The 25,184-nt window shown below is 69.6% G+C and carries 27 protein-coding genes and 1 tRNA gene; 16 read left to right on the plus strand and 12 right to left on the minus strand.

The window, feature by feature from the left end; translation table 11 throughout:
- The first annotated feature begins 1 nt into the window (after position 1).
- From AFR_RS05445 to AFR_RS05465, 5 genes are all read left to right on the plus strand, one after another.
- Positions 2-565: a hypothetical protein gene (locus AFR_RS05445; protein WP_023358898.1), complete on the plus strand. Its 564-nt coding sequence runs from the start codon at positions 2-4 to the stop codon at positions 563-565.
- 290 nt (positions 566-855) lie between these two features.
- Positions 856-2,211: an NAD(P)/FAD-dependent oxidoreductase gene (locus AFR_RS05450; RefSeq protein ID WP_041841819.1), complete on the plus strand. Its 1,356-nt coding sequence runs from the start codon at positions 856-858 to the stop codon at positions 2,209-2,211.
- Between the two features lie 70 nt (positions 2,212-2,281).
- Positions 2,282-2,364, plus strand: a tRNA-Leu gene (locus AFR_RS05455).
- Between the two features lie 132 nt (positions 2,365-2,496).
- Positions 2,497-3,330: a Bax inhibitor-1/YccA family protein gene (locus tag AFR_RS05460; RefSeq protein ID WP_023358900.1), complete on the plus strand. Its 834-nt coding sequence runs from the start codon at positions 2,497-2,499 to the stop codon at positions 3,328-3,330.
- An 81-nt stretch (positions 3,331-3,411) separates the two neighbouring features.
- Entirely contained in the window at positions 3,412-3,705 is a 294-nt protein-coding gene (locus AFR_RS05465) for a hypothetical protein (protein ID WP_023358901.1), read from the plus strand.
- A gap of 1,527 nt (positions 3,706-5,232) precedes the next feature.
- Here the strand turns inward: AFR_RS05465 and AFR_RS05475 are convergent.
- The 3 genes from AFR_RS05475 to AFR_RS05485 are packed head-to-tail and all read right to left on the minus strand — an operon-like array spanning position 5,233 to position 8,467.
- Positions 5,233-6,474, minus strand: coding sequence for an acetyl-CoA C-acetyltransferase (locus tag AFR_RS05475; RefSeq protein ID WP_023358902.1), 1,242 nt, complete (start codon positions 6,472-6,474; stop codon positions 5,233-5,235).
- A gap of 54 nt (positions 6,475-6,528) precedes the next feature.
- Positions 6,529-7,335 carry an SGNH/GDSL hydrolase family protein gene (locus AFR_RS05480; RefSeq protein WP_023358903.1) on the minus strand — a complete coding sequence of 269 codons (807 nt, stop codon included), beginning with the start codon at positions 7,333-7,335 and terminating at the stop codon, positions 6,529-6,531.
- A gap of 28 nt (positions 7,336-7,363) precedes the next feature.
- The gene (locus AFR_RS05485) at positions 7,364-8,467 is read right to left on the minus strand and encodes an SGNH/GDSL hydrolase family protein (protein ID WP_338012107.1); all 1,104 of its coding nucleotides are present in this window, start codon (positions 8,465-8,467) and stop codon (positions 7,364-7,366) included.
- Between the two features lie 187 nt (positions 8,468-8,654).
- On the opposite strand from AFR_RS05485, the gene AFR_RS05490 reads away from it, so the two are divergent.
- A complete protein-coding gene (locus tag AFR_RS05490; RefSeq protein WP_023358905.1) occupies positions 8,655-9,011 on the plus strand; it encodes a YkvA family protein in 357 nt (118 codons plus the stop codon).
- A gap of 48 nt (positions 9,012-9,059) precedes the next feature.
- A complete protein-coding gene (locus tag AFR_RS05495; protein WP_023358906.1) occupies positions 9,060-10,418 on the plus strand; it encodes a cystathionine beta-synthase in 1,359 nt (452 codons plus the stop codon).
- A gap of 146 nt (positions 10,419-10,564) precedes the next feature.
- Here the strand turns inward: AFR_RS05495 and AFR_RS05500 are convergent, their stop codons facing one another.
- Positions 10,565-10,960, minus strand: a complete 396-nt coding sequence (locus AFR_RS05500) for a hypothetical protein (RefSeq protein ID WP_023358907.1) — start codon at positions 10,958-10,960, stop codon at positions 10,565-10,567.
- A gap of 379 nt (positions 10,961-11,339) precedes the next feature.
- Here AFR_RS05500 and AFR_RS05505 point away from each other — a divergent pair, with 379 nt between their 5' ends.
- Positions 11,340-11,663, plus strand: coding sequence for a hypothetical protein (locus AFR_RS05505; protein ID WP_023358908.1), 324 nt, complete (start codon positions 11,340-11,342; stop codon positions 11,661-11,663).
- Here the strand turns inward: AFR_RS05505 and AFR_RS05510 are convergent.
- Both AFR_RS05510 and AFR_RS47060 read right to left on the minus strand, forming a co-directional pair.
- The gene (locus AFR_RS05510; RefSeq protein WP_023358909.1) at positions 11,619-13,052 is read right to left on the minus strand and encodes a GGDEF domain-containing protein; all 1,434 of its coding nucleotides are present in this window, start codon (positions 13,050-13,052) and stop codon (positions 11,619-11,621) included. The two genes, AFR_RS05505 and AFR_RS05510, sit on opposite strands and share 45 nt — an antisense overlap.
- 245 nt (positions 13,053-13,297) lie before the next feature.
- The gene (locus AFR_RS47060; RefSeq protein ID WP_169739449.1) at positions 13,298-13,471 is read right to left on the minus strand and encodes a hypothetical protein; all 174 of its coding nucleotides are present in this window, start codon (positions 13,469-13,471) and stop codon (positions 13,298-13,300) included.
- A gap of 90 nt (positions 13,472-13,561) precedes the next feature.
- Between AFR_RS47060 and AFR_RS05515 the strand changes: the two genes are divergently transcribed.
- The 4 genes from AFR_RS05515 to AFR_RS05530 all read left to right on the plus strand — a co-directional run bounded on the left by AFR_RS05515 (position 13,562) and on the right by AFR_RS05530 (position 17,731).
- A complete protein-coding gene (locus tag AFR_RS05515; RefSeq protein ID WP_023358910.1) occupies positions 13,562-14,986 on the plus strand; it encodes a CYTH and CHAD domain-containing protein in 1,425 nt (474 codons plus the stop codon).
- 75 nt (positions 14,987-15,061) lie between these two features.
- On the plus strand, positions 15,062-16,036 hold the full coding sequence (gene ppk2, locus AFR_RS05520; protein ID WP_023358911.1) for a polyphosphate kinase 2: 975 nt from the start codon (positions 15,062-15,064) through the stop codon (positions 16,034-16,036).
- A 272-nt stretch (positions 16,037-16,308) separates the two neighbouring features.
- Complete coding sequence (locus AFR_RS05525; protein WP_023358912.1) at positions 16,309-17,238, plus strand: ribonuclease Z; 930 nt, start codon at positions 16,309-16,311, stop codon at positions 17,236-17,238.
- Positions 17,210-17,731 (plus strand): GNAT family N-acetyltransferase, encoded by a 522-nt coding sequence (locus AFR_RS05530; protein WP_023358913.1) that lies wholly within the window; start codon positions 17,210-17,212, stop codon positions 17,729-17,731. The genes AFR_RS05525 and AFR_RS05530 overlap by 29 nt, the downstream gene beginning before the upstream one ends.
- A gap of 248 nt (positions 17,732-17,979) precedes the next feature.
- Here the strand turns inward: AFR_RS05530 and AFR_RS05535 are convergent, their stop codons facing one another.
- On the minus strand, positions 17,980-18,303 hold the full coding sequence (locus tag AFR_RS05535) for a hypothetical protein (RefSeq protein ID WP_023358914.1): 324 nt from the start codon (positions 18,301-18,303) through the stop codon (positions 17,980-17,982).
- Between the two features lie 175 nt (positions 18,304-18,478).
- On the opposite strand from AFR_RS05535, the gene AFR_RS05540 reads away from it, so the two are divergent.
- Positions 18,479-19,423, plus strand: coding sequence for a S1C family serine protease (locus AFR_RS05540; protein ID WP_023358915.1), 945 nt, complete (start codon positions 18,479-18,481; stop codon positions 19,421-19,423).
- A gap of 42 nt (positions 19,424-19,465) precedes the next feature.
- Entirely contained in the window at positions 19,466-19,822 is a 357-nt protein-coding gene (locus tag AFR_RS05545) for a hypothetical protein (protein ID WP_041840625.1), read from the plus strand.
- A 17-nt stretch (positions 19,823-19,839) separates the two neighbouring features.
- Here AFR_RS05545 and AFR_RS45860 read toward each other — a convergent pair whose 3' ends face one another.
- From AFR_RS45860 to AFR_RS05565, 5 genes are all read right to left on the minus strand, one after another.
- The gene (locus tag AFR_RS45860; RefSeq protein WP_148307878.1) at positions 19,840-20,259 is read right to left on the minus strand and encodes a hypothetical protein; all 420 of its coding nucleotides are present in this window, start codon (positions 20,257-20,259) and stop codon (positions 19,840-19,842) included.
- Positions 20,260-20,432: 173 nt separating this feature from the next.
- The gene (locus tag AFR_RS05550) at positions 20,433-21,086 is read right to left on the minus strand and encodes a nucleotidyl transferase AbiEii/AbiGii toxin family protein (protein ID WP_023358917.1); all 654 of its coding nucleotides are present in this window, start codon (positions 21,084-21,086) and stop codon (positions 20,433-20,435) included.
- Positions 21,087-21,097: 11 nt separating this feature from the next.
- On the minus strand, positions 21,098-21,421 hold the full coding sequence (locus AFR_RS05555) for a hypothetical protein (RefSeq protein ID WP_041841821.1): 324 nt from the start codon (positions 21,419-21,421) through the stop codon (positions 21,098-21,100).
- Between the two features lie 72 nt (positions 21,422-21,493).
- Positions 21,494-22,153, minus strand: coding sequence for a peptide-methionine (S)-S-oxide reductase MsrA (gene msrA, locus AFR_RS05560; protein ID WP_023358919.1), 660 nt, complete (start codon positions 22,151-22,153; stop codon positions 21,494-21,496).
- A gap of 48 nt (positions 22,154-22,201) precedes the next feature.
- Complete coding sequence (locus AFR_RS05565; protein ID WP_023358920.1) at positions 22,202-22,615, minus strand: HIT family protein; 414 nt, start codon at positions 22,613-22,615, stop codon at positions 22,202-22,204.
- 24 nt (positions 22,616-22,639) lie between these two features.
- Here AFR_RS05565 and AFR_RS05570 point away from each other — a divergent pair, with 24 nt between their 5' ends.
- Positions 22,640-23,791 carry a cystathionine gamma-synthase gene (locus AFR_RS05570; protein ID WP_041841822.1) on the plus strand — a complete coding sequence of 384 codons (1,152 nt, stop codon included), beginning with the start codon at positions 22,640-22,642 and terminating at the stop codon, positions 23,789-23,791.
- A gap of 24 nt (positions 23,792-23,815) precedes the next feature.
- The gene (locus AFR_RS05575; protein ID WP_023358922.1) at positions 23,816-25,183 is read left to right on the plus strand and encodes an amidase; all 1,368 of its coding nucleotides are present in this window, start codon (positions 23,816-23,818) and stop codon (positions 25,181-25,183) included.
- The last annotated feature ends 1 nt before the right edge of the window (position 25,184 follow it).

Here is a 25,184-nt window from a genome sequence, read left to right on the forward strand (position 1 = left end):
CATGCTCGACGGACTCAACCGCCGCCTCGAACGCGCCCAGAAGGCTGTGTCCCGCGCGACCCTGCTGCCCCTGGTCGTCCGGTGCGGCATCGGGCTGGCCCTGTTTGCCGCCATGACCGTCGCCTGGCCCCCGGGCCTGGTGGTGAGCCGGTACGTGGTGCTGCTGGGGCTCGTCGCGGCCTGGCCGGCCTTCGCACCGCGGGGACGCGGTGTCACCTTCGCGATCCTCGTGGTCGTCGGCGGCTGGATCCTCGACACGACCTGGAACGACGCCCGCGTCGCCCTGTGGCGTGTCCTGGCCATCGCAACGCTGCTCTACCTCGGGCACATCCTCGCGGCGCTGGCGGCCGTGCTGCCGACCGACGCGCTGGTCAACGCCGACGTGGTCGCCGGCTGGCTGACCCGCGCCCTGCTGGTGGTGCTGATCTCCGCGGTGCTGACCGTGATCGCCCTCGCCCTGACCGCCGAACTGGCCGGCGAGGCATTTGTCATCGCAACCCTGGTCGGACTGGCCGCAGCCGTCGGCGCAACCCTCGTGCTGGCCCGGATGCTGCGCCGCCCGTAACGATGAGGCAACCCCTGGGGGTGGCTGGTGGATCAGGGCGGCCTGCGCCGGGCCCAGCTTCCGCCTCGCTGCGCGGGCCGAAAGGCCGCATACAACACCGGTATGCGACCTTCCGGCCCACTTGCGACGCGAAACCTGGACCTCGCCGCAGGCTCGCCCTGATCCACCAGCCACCCCCTGGCTCCCAGCGAAATGAAACCGAAACGTGTGCGTTACGGCACTTGACTAACGGGGTTGTCCTTGGTCACAGACCGCCGCATCCGGACGCCCCAGGCGGAACAATGAAGGCCGTGAAACCTCAGCGGATCGTTGTCGTAGGGGCAGGTCACGTGGGGCTGTACGCTGCTCTGCGCCTGTCGAAGAAGCTCAATTCCCGTCAGGCCGAAGTGATCGTCATCGATCCCCAGCCGCACATGACATACCAGCCTTTCCTGCCGGAAGCCGCCGCGGGCAACATCTCGCCGCGCCACTCGGTCGTGCCGCTGCGCCGCGAGCTCAAGCGCTGCCGCATCGTCTCCGGCGAGGTCACCCGGATCGAGCACGCCCGCAAGACGGTCACCGTCCAGCCCATCGAGGGCCCGGTCAAGGAGATCGCGTACGACCACATCGTCGTCGCGCCCGGCTCCGTCTCCCGCACCCTGCCCATCCCGGGGCTGCGCGAGAACGGCATCGGCTTCAAGACCATCGGCGAGGCCATCTACCTGCGCAACCACATCCTCGACCGGCTCGACATCGCGGCGATCACCCCGGACCCCGAGGTACGCAAAGCGTCGTTGACCTTCGTCTTTGTCGGTGGCGGTTACGCGGGCATCGAAGCCCTGGCCGAGATGGAGGACGTCGTCCGCGACGCCCTCAAGTACTACCCCGAGCTCAAGAAGGACGAGGTCAAGTTTGTCCTCGTCGAGGCGACCAACCGCATCCTTCCCGAGGTCGGACCCGACATGGGCGCGTACGCCGCCCGCCAACTCGACCAGCGCGGCATCGACCTGCGCCTGGAGACCCGGCTCGAGTCCTGCGTCGACGGCCAGATCAAGCTCTCCGACGGCGACTCATTCCCGGCCGAGACCCTGGTCTGGACGGCCGGCGTCAAGCCGTCGCCGATGCTCGACCACACCGACCTCCCGCGCGGCCCCCGCGGACACCTGACCTGCATCCCGACGCTGCAGATCGTCGACGGCGACCGCGTCCTCGACGGCGCGTGGAGCGCCGGCGACTGCGCCCAGGTCCCCGACCTGGCCAACCCGGGCGCCTGGTGCTCCCCGAGCGCCCAGCACGCGGTCCGGCAGGCGGCCCAGCTCGCCGACAACATCCGCGCCGTCGTGATCGGCGCCACCCCCAAGGACTACAAGCACAAGTACGCCGGGAGCGTCGCCAGCCTCGGCCTCTACAAGGGCGTCGCTCAGGTCTACGGCATCAAGCTCAAGGGCCTCCCCGCCTGGCTCATGCACCGCACGTACCACATGAGCCGCATCCCGTCGTTCAACCGCAAGGTCCGCGTGCTGGCCGACTGGACCCTCGCGTTCATCCTCAAGCGCGAGGTCATCTCGCTGGGCCAGCTGCACGCGCCCCGCGAGGAGTTCACCCACGTGACGCCGCCCCTGAGCGACGACCGTGCCGCCGAATCGGTCGGCGCCGGCACCCGCTGAGCGTGATTTCGGCCCGTCCGGCGTTCTGCCGGGCGGGCCGAACCGGCTACGGTGAGCATCAGCGCATCGGGCCCGGGTGGTGGAACGGCAGACACGGCCGCCTTAAAAGCGGCTGCCCCAAAAGGCGTGCGGGTTCGAGACCCGCCCCGGGCACGCTCGAACTCGCGTTTTACTCACGTTTTCAGCCTGCTCACAGCTTTCGCGGGCGCCATTGAGCTGGTGTTGCGCTTACCCTTGATAGGCACGGCCCCTACGTGCCTCAACCTCAAAGGGAGGCTGGACACAGTGAAGACTTCCAACCCGGTGCTCTCGCGCCTCGGCCGGGCGGCCGAGCGGGAGCGGTCAGCCGGGTACAACCCGGCCGGACCGTACGGACCGGCCGCCGGTCAGCCGGGTTACGGTCAGCCGTACCCGTCGGCTCCGGGATATCCGGCCACGCCGCCGGCCGTACAGCCCATGACGATCGACGACGTCGTCGTCAAGACCGTGACACTGCTCGGCATCACGGGCGTCTCCGCCGTCGCGGCGTGGAACCTGATCCCGAACTCGCTGCTCGGCCCGGCCTGGATCGGCGCCGCCGTCGTCGGCCTGGTCCTCGGTCTGATCATCTCGTTCTCGCGGATGGCAAACCCGGTCCTGGTCATCGCGTACGCGATCGTCGAGGGCGCGTTCGTCGGCCTGATCAGCAAGACGTACCAGGAGATCCTCGGCTACCAGGGCATCGTCCTGCAGGCGGTGATCGCCACCTTCGGCGTCTTCTTCCTGATGGCCTTCCTGTACCGCGCAAAGGTCATCCGGGCCACCCCGAAGTTCCAGCGCGGCATGATCGCGGTGATGGCCGGCCTCTTCGCGGTCATGCTCATCAACTTCGTCCTCGCCCTCTTCGGCGTGACAACGGGTCTCCGCAGCAACGGCGCGCTCGGCATCATCTTCAGCCTCGTCTGCATCGTCGTGGCGTCCCTCAGCTTCATCCTCAGCTTCAACGAGGTTGAGGAGGGCGTCCGGATGGGCCTCCCGCAGCGCTACTCCTGGACTGCCGCGTTCGGCATCCTGGTCAGCCTCATCTGGCTGTACATCGAGATCCTGCGCCTGCTGAGTTTCCTCCAAGGCGACGATTAGCAGCCCCGCCTGAACCCGGTCAACGCCCGGCCCGCCTCCCCGCGGTCCGGGCGTTGCCCTTTTCCCGGGTATGGTCGCCCCGTGACCGCAGGGACCTTCGACACCGCCGTCCAACGCCTCATCGGCCAGGTCAACCACTGGGAAACCACCCGCTGGCGCCCCCACGGTGATGCTGTTTTTGCTCTGGTCCAGAGCCTGGCCGACCACGCGGCTGATGCGGAGAACCGTCGCCGCCGCCCGGTGCCCCGCCTGGCCGACACCGTCCTCCCGGACCAGCTCCGCGTCATGGCTGACGACCTCCTCGCCGCCTCCCCAAGTCCAGAAGTCCTGACCACCGCCACCGAAGCCGTGACAACAATTCGCCGCGCCCTCTGACCTTGCGTCGGTGGCGCCGCACCGGCGGCTCCTCAGCGGCCGAGGCGCACCGGACGCCTCGCCCAGGCCGGCTGCCTCTCCCGGAGACTGTGCACCGGCTGCCTCTCGCCGGCCGTCCCAGATCGCACGCCCGGGCCCAACCACTCCGCGCCGGCCACTCCGCGCCGGCCGTGCTGCGCCGGCCGTGCTGCGCCGGCCGTGCTGCGCCGACCGTGCTGCGCCGGCCGTGCTGGGTGATGGCGCTGCACCGCCCCGTCCGTCCCCGCCCGCACCGCACCGCACCGCACCGCACCCAGGCCCAACTTCACTGATGTTGGCCTGTGTTGCGTCTCGCCCGGCACGGGCCTTGCTGCGCTGCCTGCCCCGCACGGGTCGCGCTGCATTGCCCGGTCCGTCTCCGCACCGCCCCGCATCGCACCAAGGCCGAACTTCGCTGATGTTGGGCCTGGGCTGCGCCTCGCCCCGCACGGGCGGTACTGCCCTGCCCGTTTCGCACGGGCCGTGCCGCTGCCTGCCCCGCACGGGTCGCGCTGCATTGCCCGGTCCGTCTCCGCACCGCCTCGCATTGCACCAAGGCCCAACTTCGCTGATGTTGGGTCTGGGCTGCGCCTCGCCCCGCACGGGCCGTTCCGCTCTGCCCGCCCTGCCCCGCCCCGCTCTGCCCTGCCCGCCCCGCCTTGCCCGCCCCGCCTTGCCCGCCCCGCCTTGCCCGCCCCGCACTGCCCGCACCGCACGGGCCGCGCTGCACGGGCCGCGCTGCACGGTGCGGTGCGGTGTAGTGCACCGCCCCGCACCGTCCCCGCACTGCGCCTAGGCCCAACTTCGCTGATGTTGGGCCTGGGCTGCGCCTAGCTCCGCACGGGCCGTACTGGACCGCGCTTCGCGCGGGAACCTGCCCGCCCCGCATGGGCTGCGCTGCACCGCCCTCATCCGTCCCCGCACTGCGCCAAGGCCCAACTTCGCTGATGTTGGGCCTGGGCTGCGCCTCGCCCTGCACGGGCCGTACTGGACCGCCGTCCCCGCACGGGGCTGCGCTGCACCAACTGCCCCTTGCCGGCCGCGCCGCATCGGTCACCTTCCACCAGCCGACCGGCGAGGCTTTGGGCGATCTGGCCTGTCAGCCTGGTGTGCGTAGCGTGGCGGCGCGACCGAGCAGGAACCCGCGGGGGTGAGGCCAAGGTCGGTGGAACCATCACTCGCGCACCGCCCGCCGCAGTGAGCGCGTCCGCCTACCGTGAGCTGCCGGATGCCACGCCCTGAATCGCGAAAGCACGCGCTGGCCTCATGACGCAACGGACGAACGCAGCCTTGTCCGGGAAGTCCTTCCCGTGGCGCGGGGAAGCGTGGGCCTACGGAAAGCGCCGGTTGGTCTCAGCGATTCCCCGAGTAAGCGGGCCCCGAGCGCGCGCCGTCCCGAGCGCGCGCCGCCCCGAGCGCGCGCCGCAGGGAACGTGCTGCAGGGACTTAAAAACCGCCGAGCCCGGCCGCCCTCTGACAGCCGGACCCGACGGGAGCTCTTCGAGGAGATCAGATCCGCTCGAGGACCATGGCCATGCCCTGGCCGCCGCCGACGCACATTGTTTCGAGGCCGATGGTCTTGTCGTGCCATTCGAGGGAGTTGAGGAGGGTGCCGGTGATGCGGGCGCCCGTCATGCCGAAGGGGTGGCCGACGGCGATGGCGCCGCCGTTGACGTTGAGTTTTTCGAGGGGGATGCCGAGTTCGCGGTAGGAGGGGATGACCTGGGCTGCGAAGGCTTCGTTGATTTCGACGAGGTCGACGTCGTCGATGGTCATGCCGGCGCGCTTCAGGGCCTGCTTCGATGCTTCGACGGGGCCGAGGCCCATGATTTCGGGGGACAGGGCCGAGACGCCGGTCGAGATGATGCGGGCGAGTGGGGTCAGGCCGAGCTCGCGGGCTTTGGTGTCGCTCATGATGACCACTGCGGCCGCGCCGTCGTTGAGGGGGCAGCAGTTGCCGGCGGTGATGCGGCCGTCGGGGCGGAAGACGGGTTTGAGGCCGGAGACGGCTTCCATCGTCACGCCGGGGCGGGGGCCGTCGTCGGTGGAGATGACGCGGCCGTCGGGGGTGGTCACCGGGGTGATTTCGCGTTCCCAGAAGCCGTCGGCGATGGCCTTCTCGGCGAGGTTCTGGCTGCGGACGCCGAACTCGTCCATGTCTTCGCGGCTGACGTCGTACGCCTGAGCGAGGTTTTCCGCGGTGTAGCCCATGCCGAGGTAGATGTCGGGGAGCTGGCCGTCCTCGCGCGGGTCGTGCCAGACGCCGCCGGTCTTGGCGTTCTCGGTGGTGCGGGCGCGGGCTTCGGCGAACTTGGGGTTTTCCCAGCCGCCGCCGACGAGGGCCTGGGCGTCCGGGGGGAGGCTGTCGGAGTTGCCGCGGGCGAAGCGGGAGACGGTCTCGACGCCGGCGGAGAGGAAGACGTCACCCTCGCCGGCCTTGATCGCGTGGAACGCCATGCGGGTCGTCTGGAGCGACGAGGAGCAGTAACGGGTGACGGTCGCGCCCGGCAGGCCGTCGAGGCCCAGCAGGGTGGCGACGACGCGGGCCATGTTGAAGCCCTGCTCACCGCCGGGGAGGCCGCAGCCGAGGTAGAGGTCCTCGATCAGGGTGCGGTCGAGCTGCGGCACCTTGCTCAGCGCGGCATCGATGATCGTGGCGGCGAGGTCGTCGGGGCGCAGGTCCTTCAGCGAGCCCTTGAACGCACGGCCGATGGGGGAGCGGGCAGTGGCAACGATGACAGCTTCCGGCATGAGGCCAACGTTAACGCGCCGGTAACTTAGCGGGGAAGTCTCACTTCGTCACACTTATTCGAGCGTGGTGCGACGGCCCGCGGCCTGCGCCGCGTCGAGCACCGCGGGGTAGAGGGCGTGTGCCCACACCCGGTATCCGTCGGCGGACGGGTGGAAACCGTCGTAACAGAGCGTCCCGGCGTCGGCGCGGAACACGGCCCCGGTCTCGTCGCCCAGGTCGACCACCACACCGCCCGCGGCGACCACCGCAGCGGCCTGAGCGCGGGCCACGCGGCGGCCCACCCAGCCGGTGAGCTGGCGCAGCGGCGGCGCGATCGAGCGGACAGCGCCGAGGTCGGGGCAGGTGCCGACGACAACCTGCACGCCCGCGTCACGCAGGCGGCGTACGGCGTCGCCGAGGTGGGTGGCGGACTCGTCGGGGCTGCGCAGACCGGTCGCGTCGCGGGCGCCGATCAGGACGACGGCGACGTCCGGGCGGTCACCGAGCAGGGCCCGGGCGACCTGGGTGGCGAGGTCGGTCGACCGCGACCCGGCGACACCGACGCTGGAGAGCAGCACGTGCCGCTGGCCGGTCTCCGGGGTGCCCTCGGCGAGCAGGCGGGCGAGCTGGCCGCCGACCGTCTCGGACAGCCACTCCACGCCGACACCGATGGCGGCCGAGTCGCCGAGCAGCACTAGGCGCAGCGGGGGAGCCGCGGACGGGCCCATCGACGTGCGCAGGGCCAGGCCCATGGTCGGTTTGGCGTACCGCCGGGTGCGGGCGGCGATCGCCTCGCCGGCCAGCAGCGCGACACCGCCGACGGCCCCGGCGAACAGCGTGGTCGCCGTCGCTCTGCCGATGCGTCCTGCCAGGCTCGTCATGTCGCCTCCTGCCGCAGTGGGGAACCCGTCAGTCGACGGCTGCTTGGTGATCCTCCGGTGTCCAGCCTACGGCGCTCGGGGCCGACCGGCCGGACACGCTGGGAACGGACTCCTCCGCCGGAGCGGTCGTCGCGGCGCGGTGACCGAACCACAGGCGCGGCTCACCGAACCAGGGGTGCCGGCGCAGTTGTGCCCAGCGACCTGCGGGTCCGTGCTCGTTACCGTCGACCTGCACGGCGCTGACCTCGGTGCCCGCGGTGCGGACCGCCTCGTGGGCCGCCTGGTCCAGGCTCCGCACACCGTCGGGGCCGCTCGCCGGGGCGCGGTCGTCCTCGCCCAGCATCGCCATCAGGGTGGGCATCATGACCGCGGCGGCGCGGGCGTAACCCTCGACCGACGGGTGGAAGCGGTCCGAGCCGAAGAAGCGGACCGGGTCGGCCTCGAACGCCGGGCCGAGCAGGTCGCCGATGGACACCGTCCGGCCGCCGGCCTCGACGACCGCGACCGTCTGCGCGGCGGCGAGCTGGCGGCTCCACTTGCGGGCCAGCCAGCGCAGCGGCGGCTTGATCGGCTGGATCGCGCCGATGTCCGGGCAGGTGCCGACCACGACCTTGCAGCCCACGGCGCGCAGCCGGCGGACCGAGTCGCCCAGATGGCGCACGGCCGCGGCGCGGGCGGAAACGTGGGTGACGTCGTTGCCGCCGACCAGGATGACGGCGACCTCGGGCTCGTACTCAAGGGCGGCGTCCACCTGGTACGGCAGGCCGGACGACATCGAGCCGACGACGGCCAGCCGGTGCAGCCGGACCGGCCGGCGCAGGCGGCGCGACACGCCGTTGGCCAGCAACGCTCCGGGGGTCTCGCGCGGACGGTGCACGCCGTAACCGGCCGCGGACGAGTCGCCCAGGATGACCATGCTCAGTGGCCGGCCGGGGAACTTCGGGCCGTAGAGACCGTCACCGCGGGGCGGTGGTGCCTCGGCCATCGGAATGATCTTGCGAGCTTCGGCGGCCTGCCGCAGCAGCACACCGGCCGAGAGGGCAGTGAGGCCTGCCGCGGCCCCGGTGACGCCGCCGGCGATCTGCCCGGCCAGCCGTAGCCGCCGCCACTCCTCCTCCGTCAAACTGCGCACCTGTCGCACGCTCTCCCTCGCTCTCGCTCGGTGGGTGCCTGCCCGTCGGCCGGTACTGAAAACCTGGCTTTCCGGCGATGGTGGGTCTTCGAATCTAACGCGCGCATGCGACATGTGTCTGAACCCCGCGCCGAGCGGGCACATCTGGCGCGTGACCGTCATGCTGGTGTAAGCGAAAGGGGACGACATGCCCAGAACTCTGCAGCGGACCGCCGCATTCACCGCGCTGGCGAAGGCGCTGGTGTCGGGGTCGCGCGGCGGCCCGTCGATCGGCAAACGGCTCGCCGCCCTGCCCCGGATGCTCAAGGCCACGGCAAAGGGCCAGTACGACGGTGGTCTGCGAGTGGCGATGATGGCCGCCGCCACGGCGTACGTGGTGTCGCCCATCGACGTGATCCCCGAGGCGATGTTCCTCGTCTTCGGTCTCGCCGACGACGCCGTCATGATCACGTGGCTGGCGGGCACCGTGCTCGCCGAGACGCAACGTTTCATCGAGTGGGAGAAGCAGCGCGACGCGGTCCTGCCCGGATCCGTGGTCGGCTGAGCCGTAGGCTGACCAGGACAGGTCAGCACCCCAGAAGGGCACAGTGACGTGCGGTACTACGACAATGTCGTCGACATCATCGGGGACACCCCCCTGGTACGGCTGCGCAGCGTCACCGACGGCATAGCGGCAACCGTCCTGGCGAAGGTCGAATACTTCAACCCGGGCGGTTCCGTGAAGGACCGCATCGCGCTGCGCATGGTGGAGGACGCCGAGAAGGCGGGGCTGCTCCGCGAGGGCGGCACAATCGTCGAGCCGACCAGCGGAAACACCGGCGTCGGGCTGGCCCTGGTGGCGCAGCTCCGCGGGTACAGGTGTGTGTTCGTCTGCCCGGACAAGGTCAGCGAGGACAAGATGAACGTCCTCCGGGCGTACGGCGCCGAGGTTGTGGTCTGCCCGACCGCGGTCGCCCCCGAGGACCCCCGCTCGTACTACAACGTCTCCGACCGGCTGGCCCGCGACATCCCCGGCGCCTGGAAACCCGACCAGTACAGCAACCCGGCGAACCCGCGCTCCCACTACGAGGAGACCGGCCCCGAGCTGTGGAAACAGACCGAGGGCCGCATCACCCACTTCGTCGCGGGCGTCGGCACCGGCGGCACGATCACCGGCGTCGGCAAGTACCTCAAGGAACAGGGCGACGTCCGCATCGTCGGCGCCGACCCGGAAGGCTCCGTCTACTCCGGCGGCACCGGCCGCCCGTACCTGGTCGAAGGTGTCGGCGAGGACTTCTGGCCCGAGACCTACGACCGCGGCATCTGCGACGAGATCATCGAGGTGTCCGACTCGGACTCCTTCGAGATGACCCGCCGCCTGGCCCGCGAGGAAGGCCTCCTGGTCGGCGGCAGCTGCGGCATGGCCGTCGTCGCCGCCCTCGAAGCCGCCCGCAAGGCCGGCCCGGACGACGTCATCGTGGTCCTCCTGCCCGACGGTGGCCGCGGCTACCTGTCGAAGATCTTCAACGACACCTGGATGGCCCGCTACGGCTTCCTCACCACGGGCGACGGCGAAGCCACCGTGGCCGACGCCCTCGGCGCCAAGAGCGGCGAAATGCCCCCGCTGATCCACGTCCACCCGACCGAAACGGTCCGCGACGCGATCGACTACATGCGCGAATACGGCGTCAGCCAGCTCCCGGTCCTCAAGGCCGAACCGCCCGTCGTGACCGGCGAGGTGGCCGGCTCGATCGCGGAGAAGGCCCTGCTGGACGCCCTTTTCACCGGCCAGGCCCACCTCCACGACACGATCGAACGCCACATGGGCGACCCGCTCCCGATGATCGGCGGCGGCCAGCCGGTCAGCACGGCGGTCACCCTCCTGGAAAACGCCGACGCGGCCATGGTCCTCGTCGACGGCAAGCCGGCGGGCGTCCTGACCAGGCAGGATCTGCTCGCCCACCTCTCCTGATCAAGATCAACTGCTGGATGGCGACGGTCCGTCGGAGTACGGGCCGTCGCTCCCGCCGGGACCGGATCGCTGCCGCTCCCTGCCAGGTGAGTGAGCGCCCCCGCTCCGCCGCTCCGCGGCAAGCACATCGACGGCTGCGCCCTCGATTACCTGGTTCGCACCTCGAGTCGCGCACTCGGCCGCATCTCCGGCAGCATCGTGCAGCGGGGACGTTCTCCCGGCTCGCATTCGACCGTCATCAGAAGCATTCCCATCCTCCTGACGGTGTCCTCTATCCGGCGACCGTCCAATTCACTTATCGGTGACGTTTCCTGTGGTCCCAGCATGGCCGGGGGCAGAATGATTTCAGGAATATCGAGGTTCGGGTCCTGACGCACAACGATCGCGGTTGCAGCGCCCGCATCCTTGAGCTTGCTGCTGAAGGTGATCATTGCTGCTGAGGTGGTTGCGGCGCCGCCCACGGCGGCCGCGATGAGCATCCCTATCAGGTTGATCTTGGCTCCGGCGACAACGCCGGCGCGCGAGATCTCGGCCGCGTCCACCGTGGCGTCTTTTCGGCTTTTTTCGGCCGTCCGGGACGTCTTGACGGGCCGCTTCGCCTGGCTTGTCCTGGCCTTTCCCCCCTTTGACATCGTCCAATGCTCCCATGAAGCGTAATCAATTGATTACGGAGAGAGATGTGCGTCACATACTCAATTATGTGGAGGCATCTCACGTCGCGAAGAATGCATCGCCACGCTTTTCTTGAACGATTCCAAGGGAAATCTGATGATCGCCGGGACGCTGCCCGCCCACTCCGTGACGCTTGGAACGGGCATGACGGCGGGTCCTTCTTGTGGGTGTAAAAGATCGACAGACGCCGAGGTCGCTCACACACTGAACAAGAGGACAAATCAGGAGGTTGCCTTCGGGAGGTCGGTCATGACGGGGTTTCACAACGAGGAGGAGCGGGCCGCCTGGACTTTGGCGGAGTCGCTGCTGGCGACCGCTCGGGCGATGATGAAGCAGGCTGAGAGCGCCCTGGAGACGTGGCGGTTGGGCAAGGAGCTCAACCAGCAGCGGTGCGCGCGCCGGGGGATCAGTGCTTCGGATGCGGAGATCCGCTGGTCGGAGACGGCCAATGCGAAGAATGCCCTGACCGACAACAGTTTCCATGTCTCGCTGGCGACCATGTACTACAACGCGGCCGCCGCGCAGTACTCACGCGCTCACTACCTCCGGTGCCGGGGTGGGGCCCGGGTCTGAGGCGCCGACGATGCGGTCGCGGCCGGTGGCTTTGGCCTGGTAGAGCGCGGCGTCCGCCCGGGCGATCAGGTCGTCGGGGGTTTCCCGGGTGTCCCAGGTGGCGAGGCCGGCCGAGAACGTCTCACCGCCGGGTGTCACGCCGCGGACGCGTTCCAGGACCATCGACGCCTGGGTGAGGTCGGCGCCGGGGAGGAGCACGATGAATTCTTCGCCGCCGTAGCGGGCCAGGATGTCGGAGCGGCGGAGGGCGCCGGACCAGGCCGCGGATGCCTCCTTGAGGAGGCGGTCGCCGCCCGGGTGGCCGAAGCGGTCGTTGTACAGCTTGAAGTGGTCGAGGTCGATCATGCCGATGCTGACGGGTTCGCCGAGGAGGCGGGCGCGTTCGAGGACCTGGGGGAGTTCGTCGACCCAGGCGCGGCGGTTGGGCAGGCCCGTGAGCTCGTCGCGGCGGGACAGTTCGCGGACCACCAGGGCTTGGCGTTCGCTGTGCCGCAGCAGCTGGAACATGCGGGTCACCACCAGTAGTGACATGACCGTGCAGCCGACCGCGATCGCCAGGCCGTTGTCGATCGTGCCGTCGATGAGTTCGGCGAGGAGCACCGCCGGGGCGACCAGCAGCGCGGCCGCGAGCGTGAGCATCAGGGGGATGCCGCTGCGGGCCGGGGCACCGGCCGGCTCCTCCAGGAGGGTGTCGCCGGAGCGGCGGGCGGCATAGCCGAAGATCGCGAACGAGGACAGGTAGACCGTGTCGATGACCCGGCCGATGTGCGGGTCGCCGGTGACGTCCAGGCCGAGGGTGCCGACCACGAGCCAGATCATGTCGCCGGCCAGGAAGATCAGCAGCGACAGCGCGATGCCGCGGGGTGTCCACTGGTTGCGGACGCCGTTGCGGATCAGCAGCACCGTCAGGGCGATGAGAATGAGGTCCCCGAGCGGGTACGACACCCTGATCATCCGTACCAGGGGAGAGATGTCGGGGTCGGCGAGGGCCGGTTCGATGGCGTAGACCCAGGCGAGCAGGCCCAGGCCGGCGGTGATGGTGGCCGCGTCGACCAGCGCCGCCCGGCGCGAGCGGGAGTACTGACGGCGGATCAGCAGCGCCAGGCCCAGCGCCACGGCGGGGTAGAACGCCAGGTACAGCACGTCCGACCAGCCTGCGGCGACGGCGAGGGTGCCGGAGGAGTTGCAGGCCATGCCGCCGGCGAAGAGCCACCAGGGCAGCCGGTCCACCGGCTTCAGGCGCCGGGAGCCGGCGACGGTCGCCGCCGCGGCCAGGTAGCCGATGGCCACCGAGAGCGTCGTTCGCCATGCACCGTCCGGGATCACCTGATAAAGGCTCAGGGAGAGGACAGCGAGGATCGCGTACGCCCGCCAGCCCCGCGATGTCATGTACCTATCAGACAGGCCGGAAGTGACCTGCGTCGCCCGGTTGCGGGTGCATCTGCGTTGCAACACGAGCCGCGACACAAAGAGCGCCACCTCGACCGGGGCGGCGGTCGAAGCGGCGCTCTCGTCAGGCCTGAGAGACCCGCCGCTCGCACGGGGGACGAGCGGCGGATCCCGCAGGAGCCTTCTTCGAGTGTGCGAGTGACTCCTGGGAAACCGCTGAAGCCGAGCCCGGATTCAGCTGGGAATCAGTCGGCCGGCGGGCTCTTGGGCGGGTCGGCCGGGGCGCTGCTGCCCGGCGGCTGGGCCGCGGCGTCGTTCTGCGGGGCACCGGGACCGGCGAGTGCGAGTCCGAGGACCGCGCCTGCACCGATCAGGCCGAGCCCGGCCAGGGAAACCTTGCGTCGTTCCGGCTCGTTCACGACAACCTCCAGGAGGAAGACCGGATGACCATGCTGCCCCGTTCCGCTGAGAGATAGCTGAGCCGCTTCACACCGGGCATATTGAGAGGCATGCAGACAGCGACGGAGACCGAACGCAAATACGACGTCCCGGCCGGCTTCTCGCTGCCGACGCTGGTCGGCGCGGCCGGGGTGAGCGGCCATGGTGATGCCGAGACCCATGACCTCGACGCGACGTACTTCGACACCGAGGACCTGCGTCTCGCCCGGAACAAGCGCACGCTGCGCCGGCGTACCGGGGGAGGGGATGCGGGGTGGCATCTCAAGACCCCGGGTGACGGCTCGAGCCGCACCGAGCACCGCCTGCCCTTGACCGACGGCGACGAGGTGCCCGCCGAGCTGGTCACGGAGGTGCGGACCATCGTCCGGACCCGGGAGCTGCGGCCGGTCGCGCGCCTGCGGACCCGCCGGGTCGAGACACCGCTGCGGGACGCGGACGGCCGGACCCTCGCGCTCGTCGCCCAGGACCAGGTCGGCGCGGAGACCGACGACGGTGACCAGCGCTGGCAGGAGGTCGAGGTCGAGCTGGTCGACGGCGGCCCCGAGGTGCTCGACGCCGTCGAGGGCTTGCTGCTGGCCGCCGGCGCCACCCCTGCCGAGGGCCCGTCGAAGCTCGCCCGGGCGCTCGGCAACCGCCTCACCGCACCCCGGCGCCGCCGCAAGAAGATCAACCCCGTGCTCCGGTACGCCCGTGAGCAGCGCGAGACCGTGGAGGAGCAGGACGCCGGCGTACGCGCGGGAGACGCCGAAGCCGTGCACAAGATGCGGGTGGCGACCCGGCGGCTGCGGAGCACGCTGAAGACGTTCAAGGGGTCGTTCGAGCCGGAGCGGGCCGCCACGCTCAAGGTTGAGCTGAAGTGGCTGGCGGACCGTCTCGGCAACGTCCGCGACGGTCAGGTGCTGTCGCACAAGCTGCTCACGACCGCCGGTGAGTTCCCGGAGGTGGCGCAGGGCATCCGCGAGCGCCTCGACGCCGATGTCGCGCGGGGCAAGGAGGAGCTGGTCGCCGCCCTGGACAGCGACCGCTACCTGGCCCTGCTGGACGCGATCGACGCCCTCGTCGACGAGCCCGAGCCGGACGACGCGGGTGCGCTGCGCCGGGCCGCCAAGGCGCTGCGCAAGGCCGACCGGCTGCTCGACGAGGCCACCGCCGACGGTGTGGACGCCGAGCTGCACGAGGCCCGCAAGGCCTACAAGCAGGCGCGGTACGCGGTCGAGATCTTCGCGCCCAGCGCCGGCAAGCCCGGAAAGCGCCTGGTCAAGGCCCTGACCAGCCTCCAGGACGTGCTCGGCGCCCACCAGGACTCCGTGGTCGCCCGCGAGGTGCTGCGGGACGTGGCCCGGACGGCGCCCGACGCTTTCGGGTACGGCGTTCTCTGGGCCCGGCAGGAGCAGGTGGGTGAAGAGACCCGCCAGGAGCTCCCCGAGGTGATCGAAGCGTCGCGGGGCGGCAAACTGCGGGCCTGGCTTGGCTGATCGTTAACCCCTCGTCCACGTTCCGGACACGGAGCGCCAGTTGGTATTTCGGCGAAGCTGGGTAAGAAGAGGCGCATGCAGGCGGACCAGGAGCACGACGACCACAACGGCCATCAGTGGGACGAGGAACTGACGACCGAGCCCTACCGGGGACCGATCGCCGAGCTCGACGGGTACAGGGTCGCGGACAACGACGACGACGACCCGGTGCTTCTCCTCCCGGACGGCTCGCCGGTGGACACGTGGCGTGAGGATTATCCGTACGACGACCGGATGCCCCGCAACGATTACGACCACGACAAGCGTCTGCTGCAGATCGAGCTGCTCAAGCTGCAGAATTGGTGCAAGCGCACCGGCGAGCGGATGGTGATCCTCTTCGAGGGCCGGGACGCCGCCGGCAAGGGCGGCACGATCAAGCGCTTCATGGAGCACCTGAACCCGCGCGGCGCCTCCGTGGTGGCGCTGGAGAAGCCGAACGAGCGCGAGAGCAACCAGTGGTACTTCCAGCGGTACATCAGCCATCTGCCCGCGTCCGGTGAGATCGTGCTCTTCGACCGGTCCTGGTACAACCGGGCCGGCGTCGAGCGGGTCATGGGCTTCTGCACGCGCGCCGAGTACCTCGAATTCATGCGTCAGGCGCCCGACCTCGAGCGGATGCTCGTACGCTCCGGCATCAACCTGATCAAGTTCTGGTTCTCGGTGTCGCAGGGTGAGCAGCGCACCCGCTTCGCGATCCGGCAGGTCGACCCGGTCCGCCAGTGGAAGCTCTCGAAGATGGATCTCGAGTCGCTGGACAAGTGGGGCGAGTACACCGAGGCGAAGGAGGCGATGTTCTTCTACACGGACACCGCCGACGCGCCGTGGACCGTCGTGAAGAGCAACGACAAGAAGCGCGCCCGGCTCGAGGCGATCCGCTACGTGCTCAACCGCTTCAACTACGACGACAAGGACCTCAGCGTCGTCGGCACCCCCGATCCGCAGATCGTCGGGCCCGCCTCGCTGGCCGTCGAGGGCACCGAGATGTCCCCGCGTGTATTCCCTCGGCTGTAGTGACCTTAAAAGCGTTGTCGACGACCCGTCTCCTTGGTTAACGTGGCCGTACACGTGAAGGGAGGTGGTCCGAAGTTGTATAGCAACGGGACTCGTGAGGTGGCTGTCCGCTAGCCGCTGTCCTTGACAGCTTCGTAACAGCGTCGAGACCGTGTGGCAGCGGTGCGGCGAATATCAGGTAGCCACCCGACCCCCGGGGATCCGGCCCAGTCCGACCGGACCACGCCAAGGCGTGGAAGTCCCCGGGGGTCGCTTCCTGTCTGGGGGCGTTCATGCGGGAGCTCACCGTTCTCGGGACCGCGAGCCAGGTCCCGACCCGGCACCGCAACCACAACGGCTACCTGCTGCGCTGGGACGACGAGGTCATCCTCTTCGACCCGGGTGAGGGCACCCAGCGCCAGATGCTCCTGGCCGGTCAGGCGGTCACCCCGCTGCGCCGCGTGTGCATCACCCACTTCCACGGCGACCACTCGCTCGGCCTGCCGGGGATCATCCAGCGGATCTCGCTCGACAAGGTCCCGCACCCGGTAGCGATGCACTTCCCCGCCGGCGGGCGTGAGTTCTTCGACCGCCTCCGGCACGCCACGAGCTTCTACGACGTCGCCGACCTGAGCCCGGAGCCGGTCAGCGACGGCTTCCGCGTGGAGACCTCCGCGGGCCCGCTCACCGCCCTGCCGCTCCGGCACTCGATCGAGACGTACGGCTACCGCCTCGCCGAACCGGACGGCCGCCGCATGGTCCCGTCCCTGCTCGCCGCGCACGGCATCACCGGCCCGATGGTCGGCGAGCTGCAGCGTACGGGCAGCGCCGGCCGGGTCACGCTGGAACAGGTCAGCGCGCCGCGGCCCGGCCAGCGTTTTGCCTTTGTCATGGACACCGGGCTGTGCGAGAACGTCTTCCGGCTCGCCGAGGGCGCCGACCTGCTGGTGATCGAGTCGACCTTCCTGGCCGAGGACGCCGCGATGGCCGCCCAGGTCGGCCACCTGACGGCGGGTCAGGCCGCGTCGGTGGCCCGGCAGTCCGGCGTCCGCACGCTCCTGCTCACCCACTTCTCCCAGCGGTACGCGGACAGCACGCGCTTCCTCGACGAGGCCCGCGCGGAGTTCGACGGCGACATCGTGCTCGCCGAGGACCTGATGCGGGTGCCGGTGCCGCCGCGGTTAGGTTCGACCGATGACCGTGCTTCTGCGTCCCGCCGCTGACGACGACCTGCCCGCCGTCGGTGCCCTGCACTTCACTTCGCGTGCTCACGCGTACGCGGAAATTCTCTCGCCGGAGGCGCTGGATCATGGCTCGCCCGAGGTCATGGGTGAGTGGTGGTCCGAGCGGTGGAAGTGGGAGAAGGAGACGCACCGGCTGACGGTCGCGGTCGACGGCGGCACCCTGGCCGGTTTCTCCTACCTGGGCCCGAGCGAGGAGGAGGGCGCCGCCGAGCTGTACGCGATCCACGCCGCCCCGGAATTTGTCGGCACCGGCGTCGGACGCCTGCTCATGCTGGATGCCCTGCCCGCGCTGGCCCGGATCGCCGATCACGCGGTGCTCTGGGTGCTGGAGCCCAACACCCGCGCCCGGCGCTTCTACGAGCGGGGCGGCTGGGTCGCGGACGGTGTCACCCGCACGGAACCGATCGGCGGCGAGCCGGTGCTCCAGCTGCGTTACGGACGTGCTGCCGGGGTGGTGGGCGGGAGTGCATGACCGAGTGAATGCGGGGGAACCTGTGGTCACGCACTCCCGCCAACCGCGCCCGCCCGAACCGGATTAGCGCCTGGCCGGAGGCGCCGACCGGCGGAGGCGTGCCGGTCGAAACGGTTCATGGGCGGGTCCGGGCGCGGGACGCCGGCGTGCTGGCGGGGCACAGCGGCATCACCGCAGTCAGACGTCGGCCGGTCCGATGGCTCGGTTCTTGCCGGGGGACGGTCAAGCTCCCGGCCGACGTCGATGGTCTAGTCGAAATAACCTCGGTTCAGGTCGTCGATCTTCGGGGTCCCACGGCGGATCCGGTTGTCGTCGAGCCCGGTGCGGATGCCCGGCATCTCCCGGACGCTGTTCAGGTCGTGACGCAACGTCCACGCTTCCCGCCACGGCCGGCGCGAGGCCAGCTCGGCGCGTTCCGCGAGGCGGCGCGGTGCGCAGGGCCAGCGCCACCCGCACCAGACGCAGTTCCCGTCGTGCCCGGCTTCCGCGTGCCGCCCGAGCATCTGCTGGGCGTCGTCCCAGAGCAGGCGGTCCACGATGTCGGCCGGTACAGCCTGGTCGGCGATGACCATTTCCCCACCCTCCCGTCCGGCTCGTTGACTCCTTCGTCACCCATACAACCCCCACCCGCCCCCGTACGGTCGGACTGTCTGTGCGACCTTCGCAACTATCCGTGACGGTCACTGTTTCGCCCTGGGCGGACACCCCACGGGCATCGATGCGTTCCGGCCAGGCGTTCTGGACGTCATGGATACCGAACACACCGGTGTCGAAGCCGGGGCACTCGACGCCTACAGCCGTGTCGTCACCGGCGTCGCCGCCCACCTGCTGCCGTCCGTCGCGGCGCTGTCCGTGCGTACCGCCCGCGGGGCCGGCGCCGGCTCCGCGGTCACCTTCACCGACGACGGATTCCTCCTCACCAACGCCCACGTGGTCGCCGGCGCAACCGGCGGCACAGCCGACTTCGCCGACGGCACCGAAACCCGCTTCGACGTGGTCGGCGCCGACGCCCTGTCCGACCTGGCCGTGGTCCGCGTCCACAACCCGGGCGCACCGTCCGCACCCCTCGGCGACGCGGACGGCCTGCGCATCGGCCAGCTCGTCGTCGCCGTCGGCAACCCGATGGGCCTGGCCGGCTCGGTAACCGCCGGCGTAGTCTCCGGCCTCGGCCGTTCCCTCCCGGCCCGCGACGGCCGCCGCGTCCGCATCATCGACAACGTCATCCAGACCGACGCCGCCCTGAACCCCGGCAACTCCGGCGGCGCCCTCGCCGACTCCACCGGCACGGTGGTCGGCATCAACACGGCAGTCGCCGGCTACGGCCTCGGCCTGGCCGTCCCCATCAACAAAACCACCCGCCACATCATCGGCGAACTGGTCGCCACCGGCCGCGTCCGCCGAGCCTGGCTGGGCGTCGCCGGAGTGCCCGCGCCGCTGCCGCCGCCGATCGCCGAACGCCTGGGCCAGAAGCTGGGCCTGCGCGTGGTCGAGGTCGTCCCTGGCAGTCCGGCCGGCACCGCAGGCATCTACCTGGGCGACATCCTGATCACCGCCGGCGGCGAACCCGTTCAGACCGTTCAAGCCCTGCAGCGGCTGATGCTCGGCCCGGCCATCGGCACGAACCTGCCGATCACGGTCCTCCGCAAGAACGCCTTCGTGGACGTGGTCACGGTCCCCGCCGAGCTCTCCTGAACGGGACAACGGGCGGGGGCGCTTTTGGCTAGCGTCGCTGCCATGACGCCCTCGCCCTCTCGGTACAAGCCCGGTGTCGGCACCCACGTTGTGGTCGGCCTGTCTGTCGCCGCCCTGATGCTGTGGGGTGTGATCGCCCTGATCTGGGGACCGGGCCTGATCGGGGTGTCCATCGCCAACTGCGGAGACACGACCACGGCGATCTGCACGCCGGCCGGCAAGGTGTTCGGGCCCTGGTCGGCGCCGGTGGGTGCCGGCCTGGGCCTGGCGGCCATCATCTACGGCTGCTGGATCCGCGTCCGCGAGCATCCGGCGCTGTGGCTGACCGCCGGCCTCTTCCTGACGATCGTGGGCTTCCTGATCACCCAATCCCTGGCCTCCGGCGCCCCCGGCGTCTAGCCGGCGACCAGTATTGATCAAGGCTCCAACCGAGTTGCTCCGGAAGCGCAAAATATCGATCGTGCCAAAGCTTTATCGGCCGTCAGGCACAGACCGTCCACGAGCGTTCTGTCGTCCCAGGGCTCACCGAGGTCCACCTGGTATGGGACCTTGTTGTTGCCTTGACAGAGGCCGTATTCAGCCTGCTTCGCAGCAACGGTGAAGGCGACGATCACCTTCGCACCGGTTGATCGAACCTCCGGTGTCAAGACCTCGCCGGTGATGCCGTTGTTGCAGTCGACACGGCTGACGAGGGCGGTGAACGTCCTGGACGAGCTTTGAAGATTCTGCCCGGGCGCGAGATACCAGGCCGCGGGCTCGCCGACCTTGCTTGCAGTGATCGATGCACCTGCTTGCGTGGCGGTGGCGTTCCCGCATGCGACTGGTGTTGCTGCCACTAAGGCGCCACGAGGCCCAACGACAACCGGCTCCAGGTCTCCATGGCACAAGAGTGCCGCTGGTTGCTTCACTGTCAGGGCCGAATGCGCGAACACCGATCCCTCGACGGAGCCAGGCGGTTTTTGCGACGCCGATTGGGCGCCGTGGATGCAATAGCTGCCCCGGGTTCAGATCACGGCTGGGTCAGCTCGTTGCGCCAATCGGCGAACCGTTGACGCAGGCGTTGGACAGCTTGAGCATTCACGCCGTAAGCAGCGAATGCGGTATCGCTGATCTGGCCCAGCGCTCCCAGTGTGTCGGCGAAGAGCGCACGATCGAATCCAGCATCGGCAGCCTCCACGAGTTGGAGGAGTTGTTCGCTGGAGTAGCGTCCACTGGCGAGCACGGCGTCGACGTCGAGAAAGTCTCTTGCAAGTGCGCGGCCGTAGAGCGCGGCCATCTTGTTGCCAACAGCGTCGTCTGGATGCAGGACGGGTCCAATGTTCAACGTCACCGGTGGGTGGGCGCGCCAGTCAGCTGCCAGTTCCATTTTCTGCGGCTCTGTGCCGGGCTCGTCGTTCGCTGTGATGAGAAGCCGAGCAAAGGTGTCGGCTCGGGCATCGACGTCGACCAGGAAGCCGTTCTCGGTCAGGGCTTTGATGACGAGATCGGCGACAGCTGGGAAGTCGGCTCGCCGTTGCCAGTCGGTGAACAGGTCGACGTCGCCACTCGGGCGGTCGCCCATGCCGTGCTCCCGGACCGCATAGCCGCCGGCAAGTGCGAGTCCGTAGTCGCTGCCGGCGGCGCTGAGGGCGATCTCGGCGAGCCGCCGGTGGCGTGGATCCATGTCGCAGAACTTTACGCGGCGGTGGTCCTCGAACCGGTCCGCAGGCTTTCCGGAAAGCGTTCTTCCCACGCGCGGCGCAGATCGGGCGGCAGCCAGAGCGAGGGCCAGAGCCGGGTAAGGGTGACCCGGTCCAGAAACGCGTGCAGGTCCGCCGGTTTGGTGGCCTCGATCAGGACCGTGCGATAAAGGTCGACGATCCGGCCGGGGCTGTCGAGCGTGTAGTCGGCCGAGCCGGACCAGTCGAGATGACGAGGCAAAGTGACGGTGCCGGAGGTCGGCCCATGCAAAAGCGCGAGGTCGTCCGCTACAACGATTGGCTTGGCATATCGACGCATGAAGGTCACCTCCTGGTGACCATCGTCGCACGAGACGGGCATCCGATGCGGATGCCCGTCCGTTCGCGGAGGTCAGGCGGTCTTGGCGACGCCGATGGGGCAGGTCATGCCGTTGGGGCCGTGGGTGCAGTAGCCGCCCGGGTTCTTGGAGTCCGAGAGGTACTGCTGGTGGTAGTCCTCGGCGTAGTAGTACGTGCCGAGCGGCGCGATCTCAGTCGTGATCGTTCCGCGACGCGCCGCGGTCACCACCGGCTGGAACGCTTCGAGTGACGCCTGGGCGATCTGGGCCTGCGCAGGTGTTGTCGTGTAGATCGTGGAGCGGTACTGCGTGCCCACGTCGTTGCCCTGGCGCATGCCCTGGGTGGGGTCGTGGTTCTCCCAGAAGGCCTTGAGCAGCTGCTCGTAGCTGATCTTGGCGGGGTCGTAGACGACCTGGACGACCTCGGCGTGGCCGGTACGCCCGGAGCACGTCTCCTCGTAGGTCGGGTTCGGGGTCGAGCCGCCCGCGTACCCGACGGAGGTCGAGTGGACGCCGGGCAGGCGCCAGAAGATGCGCTCGGCACCCCAGAAACAGCCGAGGCCGAAGACGGCGGTCTCGTAACCGGCCGGCCAGGGGCCCACCAGGGGCGTTCCGAGGACCGTGTGGGTCGAGGCGACCGGCATCTGGATCTGGCGGCCGGGGAGGGCCTGGTCGGGAGTGGGCAGGTCGAGCTTCTTGCTCCGCAGGAACACGGTGACTCCTCTCATCCGACAGACGTAACGCTCGTTCTCTCTGAATCCTTACCCGAGCTCGGCGGCGATGCGGCCGGAAAAGTCGCGGGCCTCGTCGTCGGACGAATATCGGGTACGCGGCCAGAAGAAGCCGCGAAGTCCGTCACCTTTTGTCCGGGGTACGACGTGGGTGTGGAGGTGTGGCACGGACTGGGACACGACGTTGTTCTCCGCGACGAACGTTCCCTGGGAGCCGAGCGCCCGGGGCACTGCCGCCGCCACGCGCTGCACGAGCGTGAAGTAGCCGGGCAGGAGGTCGGCGGGCAGGTCGGACAGCTGGGTGAGGTGGGGGCGGGGCACCACCAGGACGTGGCCTTTGAAGACGGGGCGGATGTCGAGGAAACCGACCCCGTCCGGCGAGTCCACGACCTTGAACGCGGGAACTGTGCCCGCCACTATCGAACAGAAGAGGCAGTCGGGCATCAGCGCAGACTAGCCTTGCCGTTCATGACGGGTAACACGTACGGCTTCGACACTCTGGCCATCCACGCCGGGCAGGAACCGGATCCCCGGACCGGGGCAGTCGTGCCGCCGATCTATCAGACCAGTACGTACGCGCAGGATGCGGTCGGTGCTCCCCGGCTCGGGTACGAGTACAGCCGCTCGGGCAACCCCACACGTGACGCCCTGCAGGAGTGCCTCGCCGCGATCGAGGGTGGTCGTCGTGGTCTGGCCTTCGCCAGCGGGCTCGCCGCGGAGGACACGCTGCTGCGGGCGGTGTGCCGGCCCGGCGACCACGTCGTGATCCCCGACGACGCGTACGGCGGCACGTACCGGCTCTTCTCGAAGGTGGCCGAGAACTGGGGTCTCGACTGGACCGCGGTGCCGCTCAACGACCTGGACAAGGTGCGCGCCGCGTTCCGGCCCGGGCACACGCGGCTGATCTGGGCCGAGACGCCCACCAATCCGCTGCTCAACATCGCGGACATCGCGGCGCTGGCCGGGCTCGCCCACGAGTACGACGCGCTGCTGGCCGTCGACAACACGTTCGCGTCGCCGTACCTGCAGCAGCCGATCGGGTTCGGTGCCGATGTGGTCATCCACTCGACGACCAAGTACATCGGCGGGCATTCGGACGTTGTCGGTGGTGCCTTGATCGCGGCGAACGACGAGCTCGGGGAGCAGCTCGCGTTCCACCAGAACGCCATGGGTGCGGTCAACGGCCCGTTCGACGCGTGGCTGACTCTGCGCGGGATCAAGACTCTGGGCGTACGCATGGACCGGCACTGTGACAACGCCGAGCGCATCGTGACCTATCTCCGTGACCATGCAGCGGTCGGTCAGGTTCTTTATCCCGGTCTCGAGTCGCATCCCGGACACGAGATCGCGGCGAAGCAGATGTCGCGCTTCGGCGGGATGATCTCCTTCCGCGCGGCCGGTGGCCCTGAGCAGGCGATCAACATCTGCAACCGGACAAAGCTCTTCGTCCTGGCCGAGTCCCTCGGTGGTGTCGAGTCGCTGATCGAGCACCCGGGGCAGATGACACACCTGTCCGCAGCGGGCTCACCGCTTGAAGTCCCCGCCGATCTCGTGCGACTGTCTGTCGGCATCGAAACCGTTGACGATCTGCTCGCGGATCTGGAGCAGGCGCTCGGCTAGGTCCTCTATATACGGAGCGGGCGCATGGACAACCTGGCGACCACGTGGGTGGGTGCCACGGCGAAGCAGATCTCGCGCGCGGTGCGCCGCGGCGACACCACTGCTGTGCAGGTCGTCGCTGATCACCTCGAGCAGATCGGGATCTCGGACCCCTCGCTGGCCGCGTTCCGGGTGGTGCGCGGCGGTGAGGCGATCACCGAGGCCGAGAAGGTCGACGACCAGGAGGATCTTGCCAACCTCCCGCTGGCCGGTGTCCCGGTCGCGGTGAAGGAGAACACTCCGGTCGCCGGCCTGCCGACCTGGTTCGGCTCGGCCGCGGCCCGCTCGGCCGTGGCCGAGGAGGATCACGAGGTGGTGCGCCGGCTCCGCGGTGCCGGCGCGGTCGTCGTCGGTGTCACCCGGATGCCCGAGATGGGGCTCTGGGCGACCACCGACGGTCCGGACGAGGCCACCCGCAACCCCTGGGCCCTCGACCGTACGCCCGGAGGCTCGTCCGGGGGTTCCGCCGCCGCGGTCGCCGCCGGTCTGGTGCCCATCGCGCACGGTAACGACGGGCTCGGCTCGGTGCGCATCCCCGCGGCGTGCTGCGGTCTGATCGGGCTCAAGCCCGGCCGGGACGTCGTGCCGCGTGACCTGGGCGTCGACGGCTGGCTCGGCCTCGTGGAGAACGGCATCCTGGCCACCACGGTGTCCGACGCCGCTCTCGGTTTCAGCGTCATGGCCGGCCGGACCCCGGCCAAACTCGTCCAGCCGGAAAAGCTCCGGGTCGGCGTCTCGTTGCGCTCACCGGTGGCCGGGGTACGCCCGGACGAGCCCAACCGCGAGGCTGTGGCGACGGCCTCGAAGATCCTGGTCGCCTCCGGGCACAACACGGTCACCGCGGAGCCGGCGTACTCGACGGTTGTCGGTCTGACCGGCCTGGCCACCTGGTTCGCCTGCGCGTACCAGGAGGCCGAGGCGTCGGGGGTCGACCTGAAGAAGCTCCAGCCCCGCACGCGGCGGCACATCCGGCTCGGCAAGCTCATGATCAAGCGCGGCTGGGCGAAGCAGTCGCAGCGTGACGCGTGGCGTGAGAAGAGCATCCAGTTCTTCGCCGACAACAACATCGACGTGCTGCTCACGCCCGCACTCGCGGCAACACCGCCGCCCGCCGACGGGCACGCCGCCGGCAGCTGGCGGAGCAACATGCAGGTGAACATGCGGTACGCGCCCTACGCCGCCCCGTGGAACATCGCGGGTCTGCCGGCGATCGTCGTACCGATCGGCCTGCGCCCCGACGGGCTCCCGGTCGGGATTCAGCTGGTGGGACCGCCCGACTCGGAGCTGCTGCTGCTCGCGATCGCCGGGCAGTTCGAGGTGGCGAACCCCTGGCCTCGTCACGCCTTCGTCTGAG

The organism is Amorphoplanes friuliensis DSM 7358 (assembly GCF_000494755.1).
GTDB classification, from domain to species: domain Bacteria; phylum Actinomycetota; class Actinomycetes; order Mycobacteriales; family Micromonosporaceae; genus Actinoplanes; species Actinoplanes friuliensis.

Excerpts from the sequence above, each read along its gene's own strand:
- AFR_RS05445 (WP_023358898.1), top strand. The coding sequence starts at position 2 with ATGCTCGACGGACTCAACCGCCGCCTCGAACGCGCCCAGAAGGCTGTG.
- AFR_RS05475 (WP_023358902.1), bottom strand. The coding sequence starts at position 6,474 with ATGCCGGAAGCTGTCATCGTTGCCACTGCCCGCTCCCCCATCGGCCGT.
- AFR_RS05480 (WP_023358903.1), bottom strand. The coding sequence starts at position 7,335 with ATGACGAGCCTGGCAGGACGCATCGGCAGAGCGACGGCGACCACGCTG.
- AFR_RS05490 (WP_023358905.1), top strand. The coding sequence starts at position 8,655 with ATGCCCAGAACTCTGCAGCGGACCGCCGCATTCACCGCGCTGGCGAAG.
- AFR_RS05505 (WP_023358908.1), top strand. The coding sequence starts at position 11,340 with ATGACGGGGTTTCACAACGAGGAGGAGCGGGCCGCCTGGACTTTGGCG.
- AFR_RS05510 (WP_023358909.1), bottom strand. The coding sequence starts at position 13,052 with ATGACATCGCGGGGCTGGCGGGCGTACGCGATCCTCGCTGTCCTCTCC.
- AFR_RS05515 (WP_023358910.1), top strand. The coding sequence starts at position 13,562 with ATGCAGACAGCGACGGAGACCGAACGCAAATACGACGTCCCGGCCGGC.
- ppk2 (WP_023358911.1), top strand. The coding sequence starts at position 15,062 with ATGCAGGCGGACCAGGAGCACGACGACCACAACGGCCATCAGTGGGAC.
- AFR_RS05525 (WP_023358912.1), top strand. The coding sequence starts at position 16,309 with ATGCGGGAGCTCACCGTTCTCGGGACCGCGAGCCAGGTCCCGACCCGG.
- AFR_RS05530 (WP_023358913.1), top strand. The coding sequence starts at position 17,210 with ATGACCGTGCTTCTGCGTCCCGCCGCTGACGACGACCTGCCCGCCGTC.
- AFR_RS05535 (WP_023358914.1), bottom strand. The coding sequence starts at position 18,303 with ATGGTCATCGCCGACCAGGCTGTACCGGCCGACATCGTGGACCGCCTG.
- AFR_RS05540 (WP_023358915.1), top strand. The coding sequence starts at position 18,479 with ATGGATACCGAACACACCGGTGTCGAAGCCGGGGCACTCGACGCCTAC.
- AFR_RS05545 (WP_041840625.1), top strand. The coding sequence starts at position 19,466 with ATGACGCCCTCGCCCTCTCGGTACAAGCCCGGTGTCGGCACCCACGTT.
- AFR_RS05550 (WP_023358917.1), bottom strand. The coding sequence starts at position 21,086 with ATGGATCCACGCCACCGGCGGCTCGCCGAGATCGCCCTCAGCGCCGCC.
- AFR_RS05555 (WP_041841821.1), bottom strand. The coding sequence starts at position 21,421 with ATGCGTCGATATGCCAAGCCAATCGTTGTAGCGGACGACCTCGCGCTT.
- AFR_RS05565 (WP_023358920.1), bottom strand. The coding sequence starts at position 22,615 with ATGCCCGACTGCCTCTTCTGTTCGATAGTGGCGGGCACAGTTCCCGCG.
- AFR_RS05570 (WP_041841822.1), top strand. The coding sequence starts at position 22,640 with ATGACGGGTAACACGTACGGCTTCGACACTCTGGCCATCCACGCCGGG.
- AFR_RS05575 (WP_023358922.1), top strand. The coding sequence starts at position 23,816 with ATGGACAACCTGGCGACCACGTGGGTGGGTGCCACGGCGAAGCAGATC.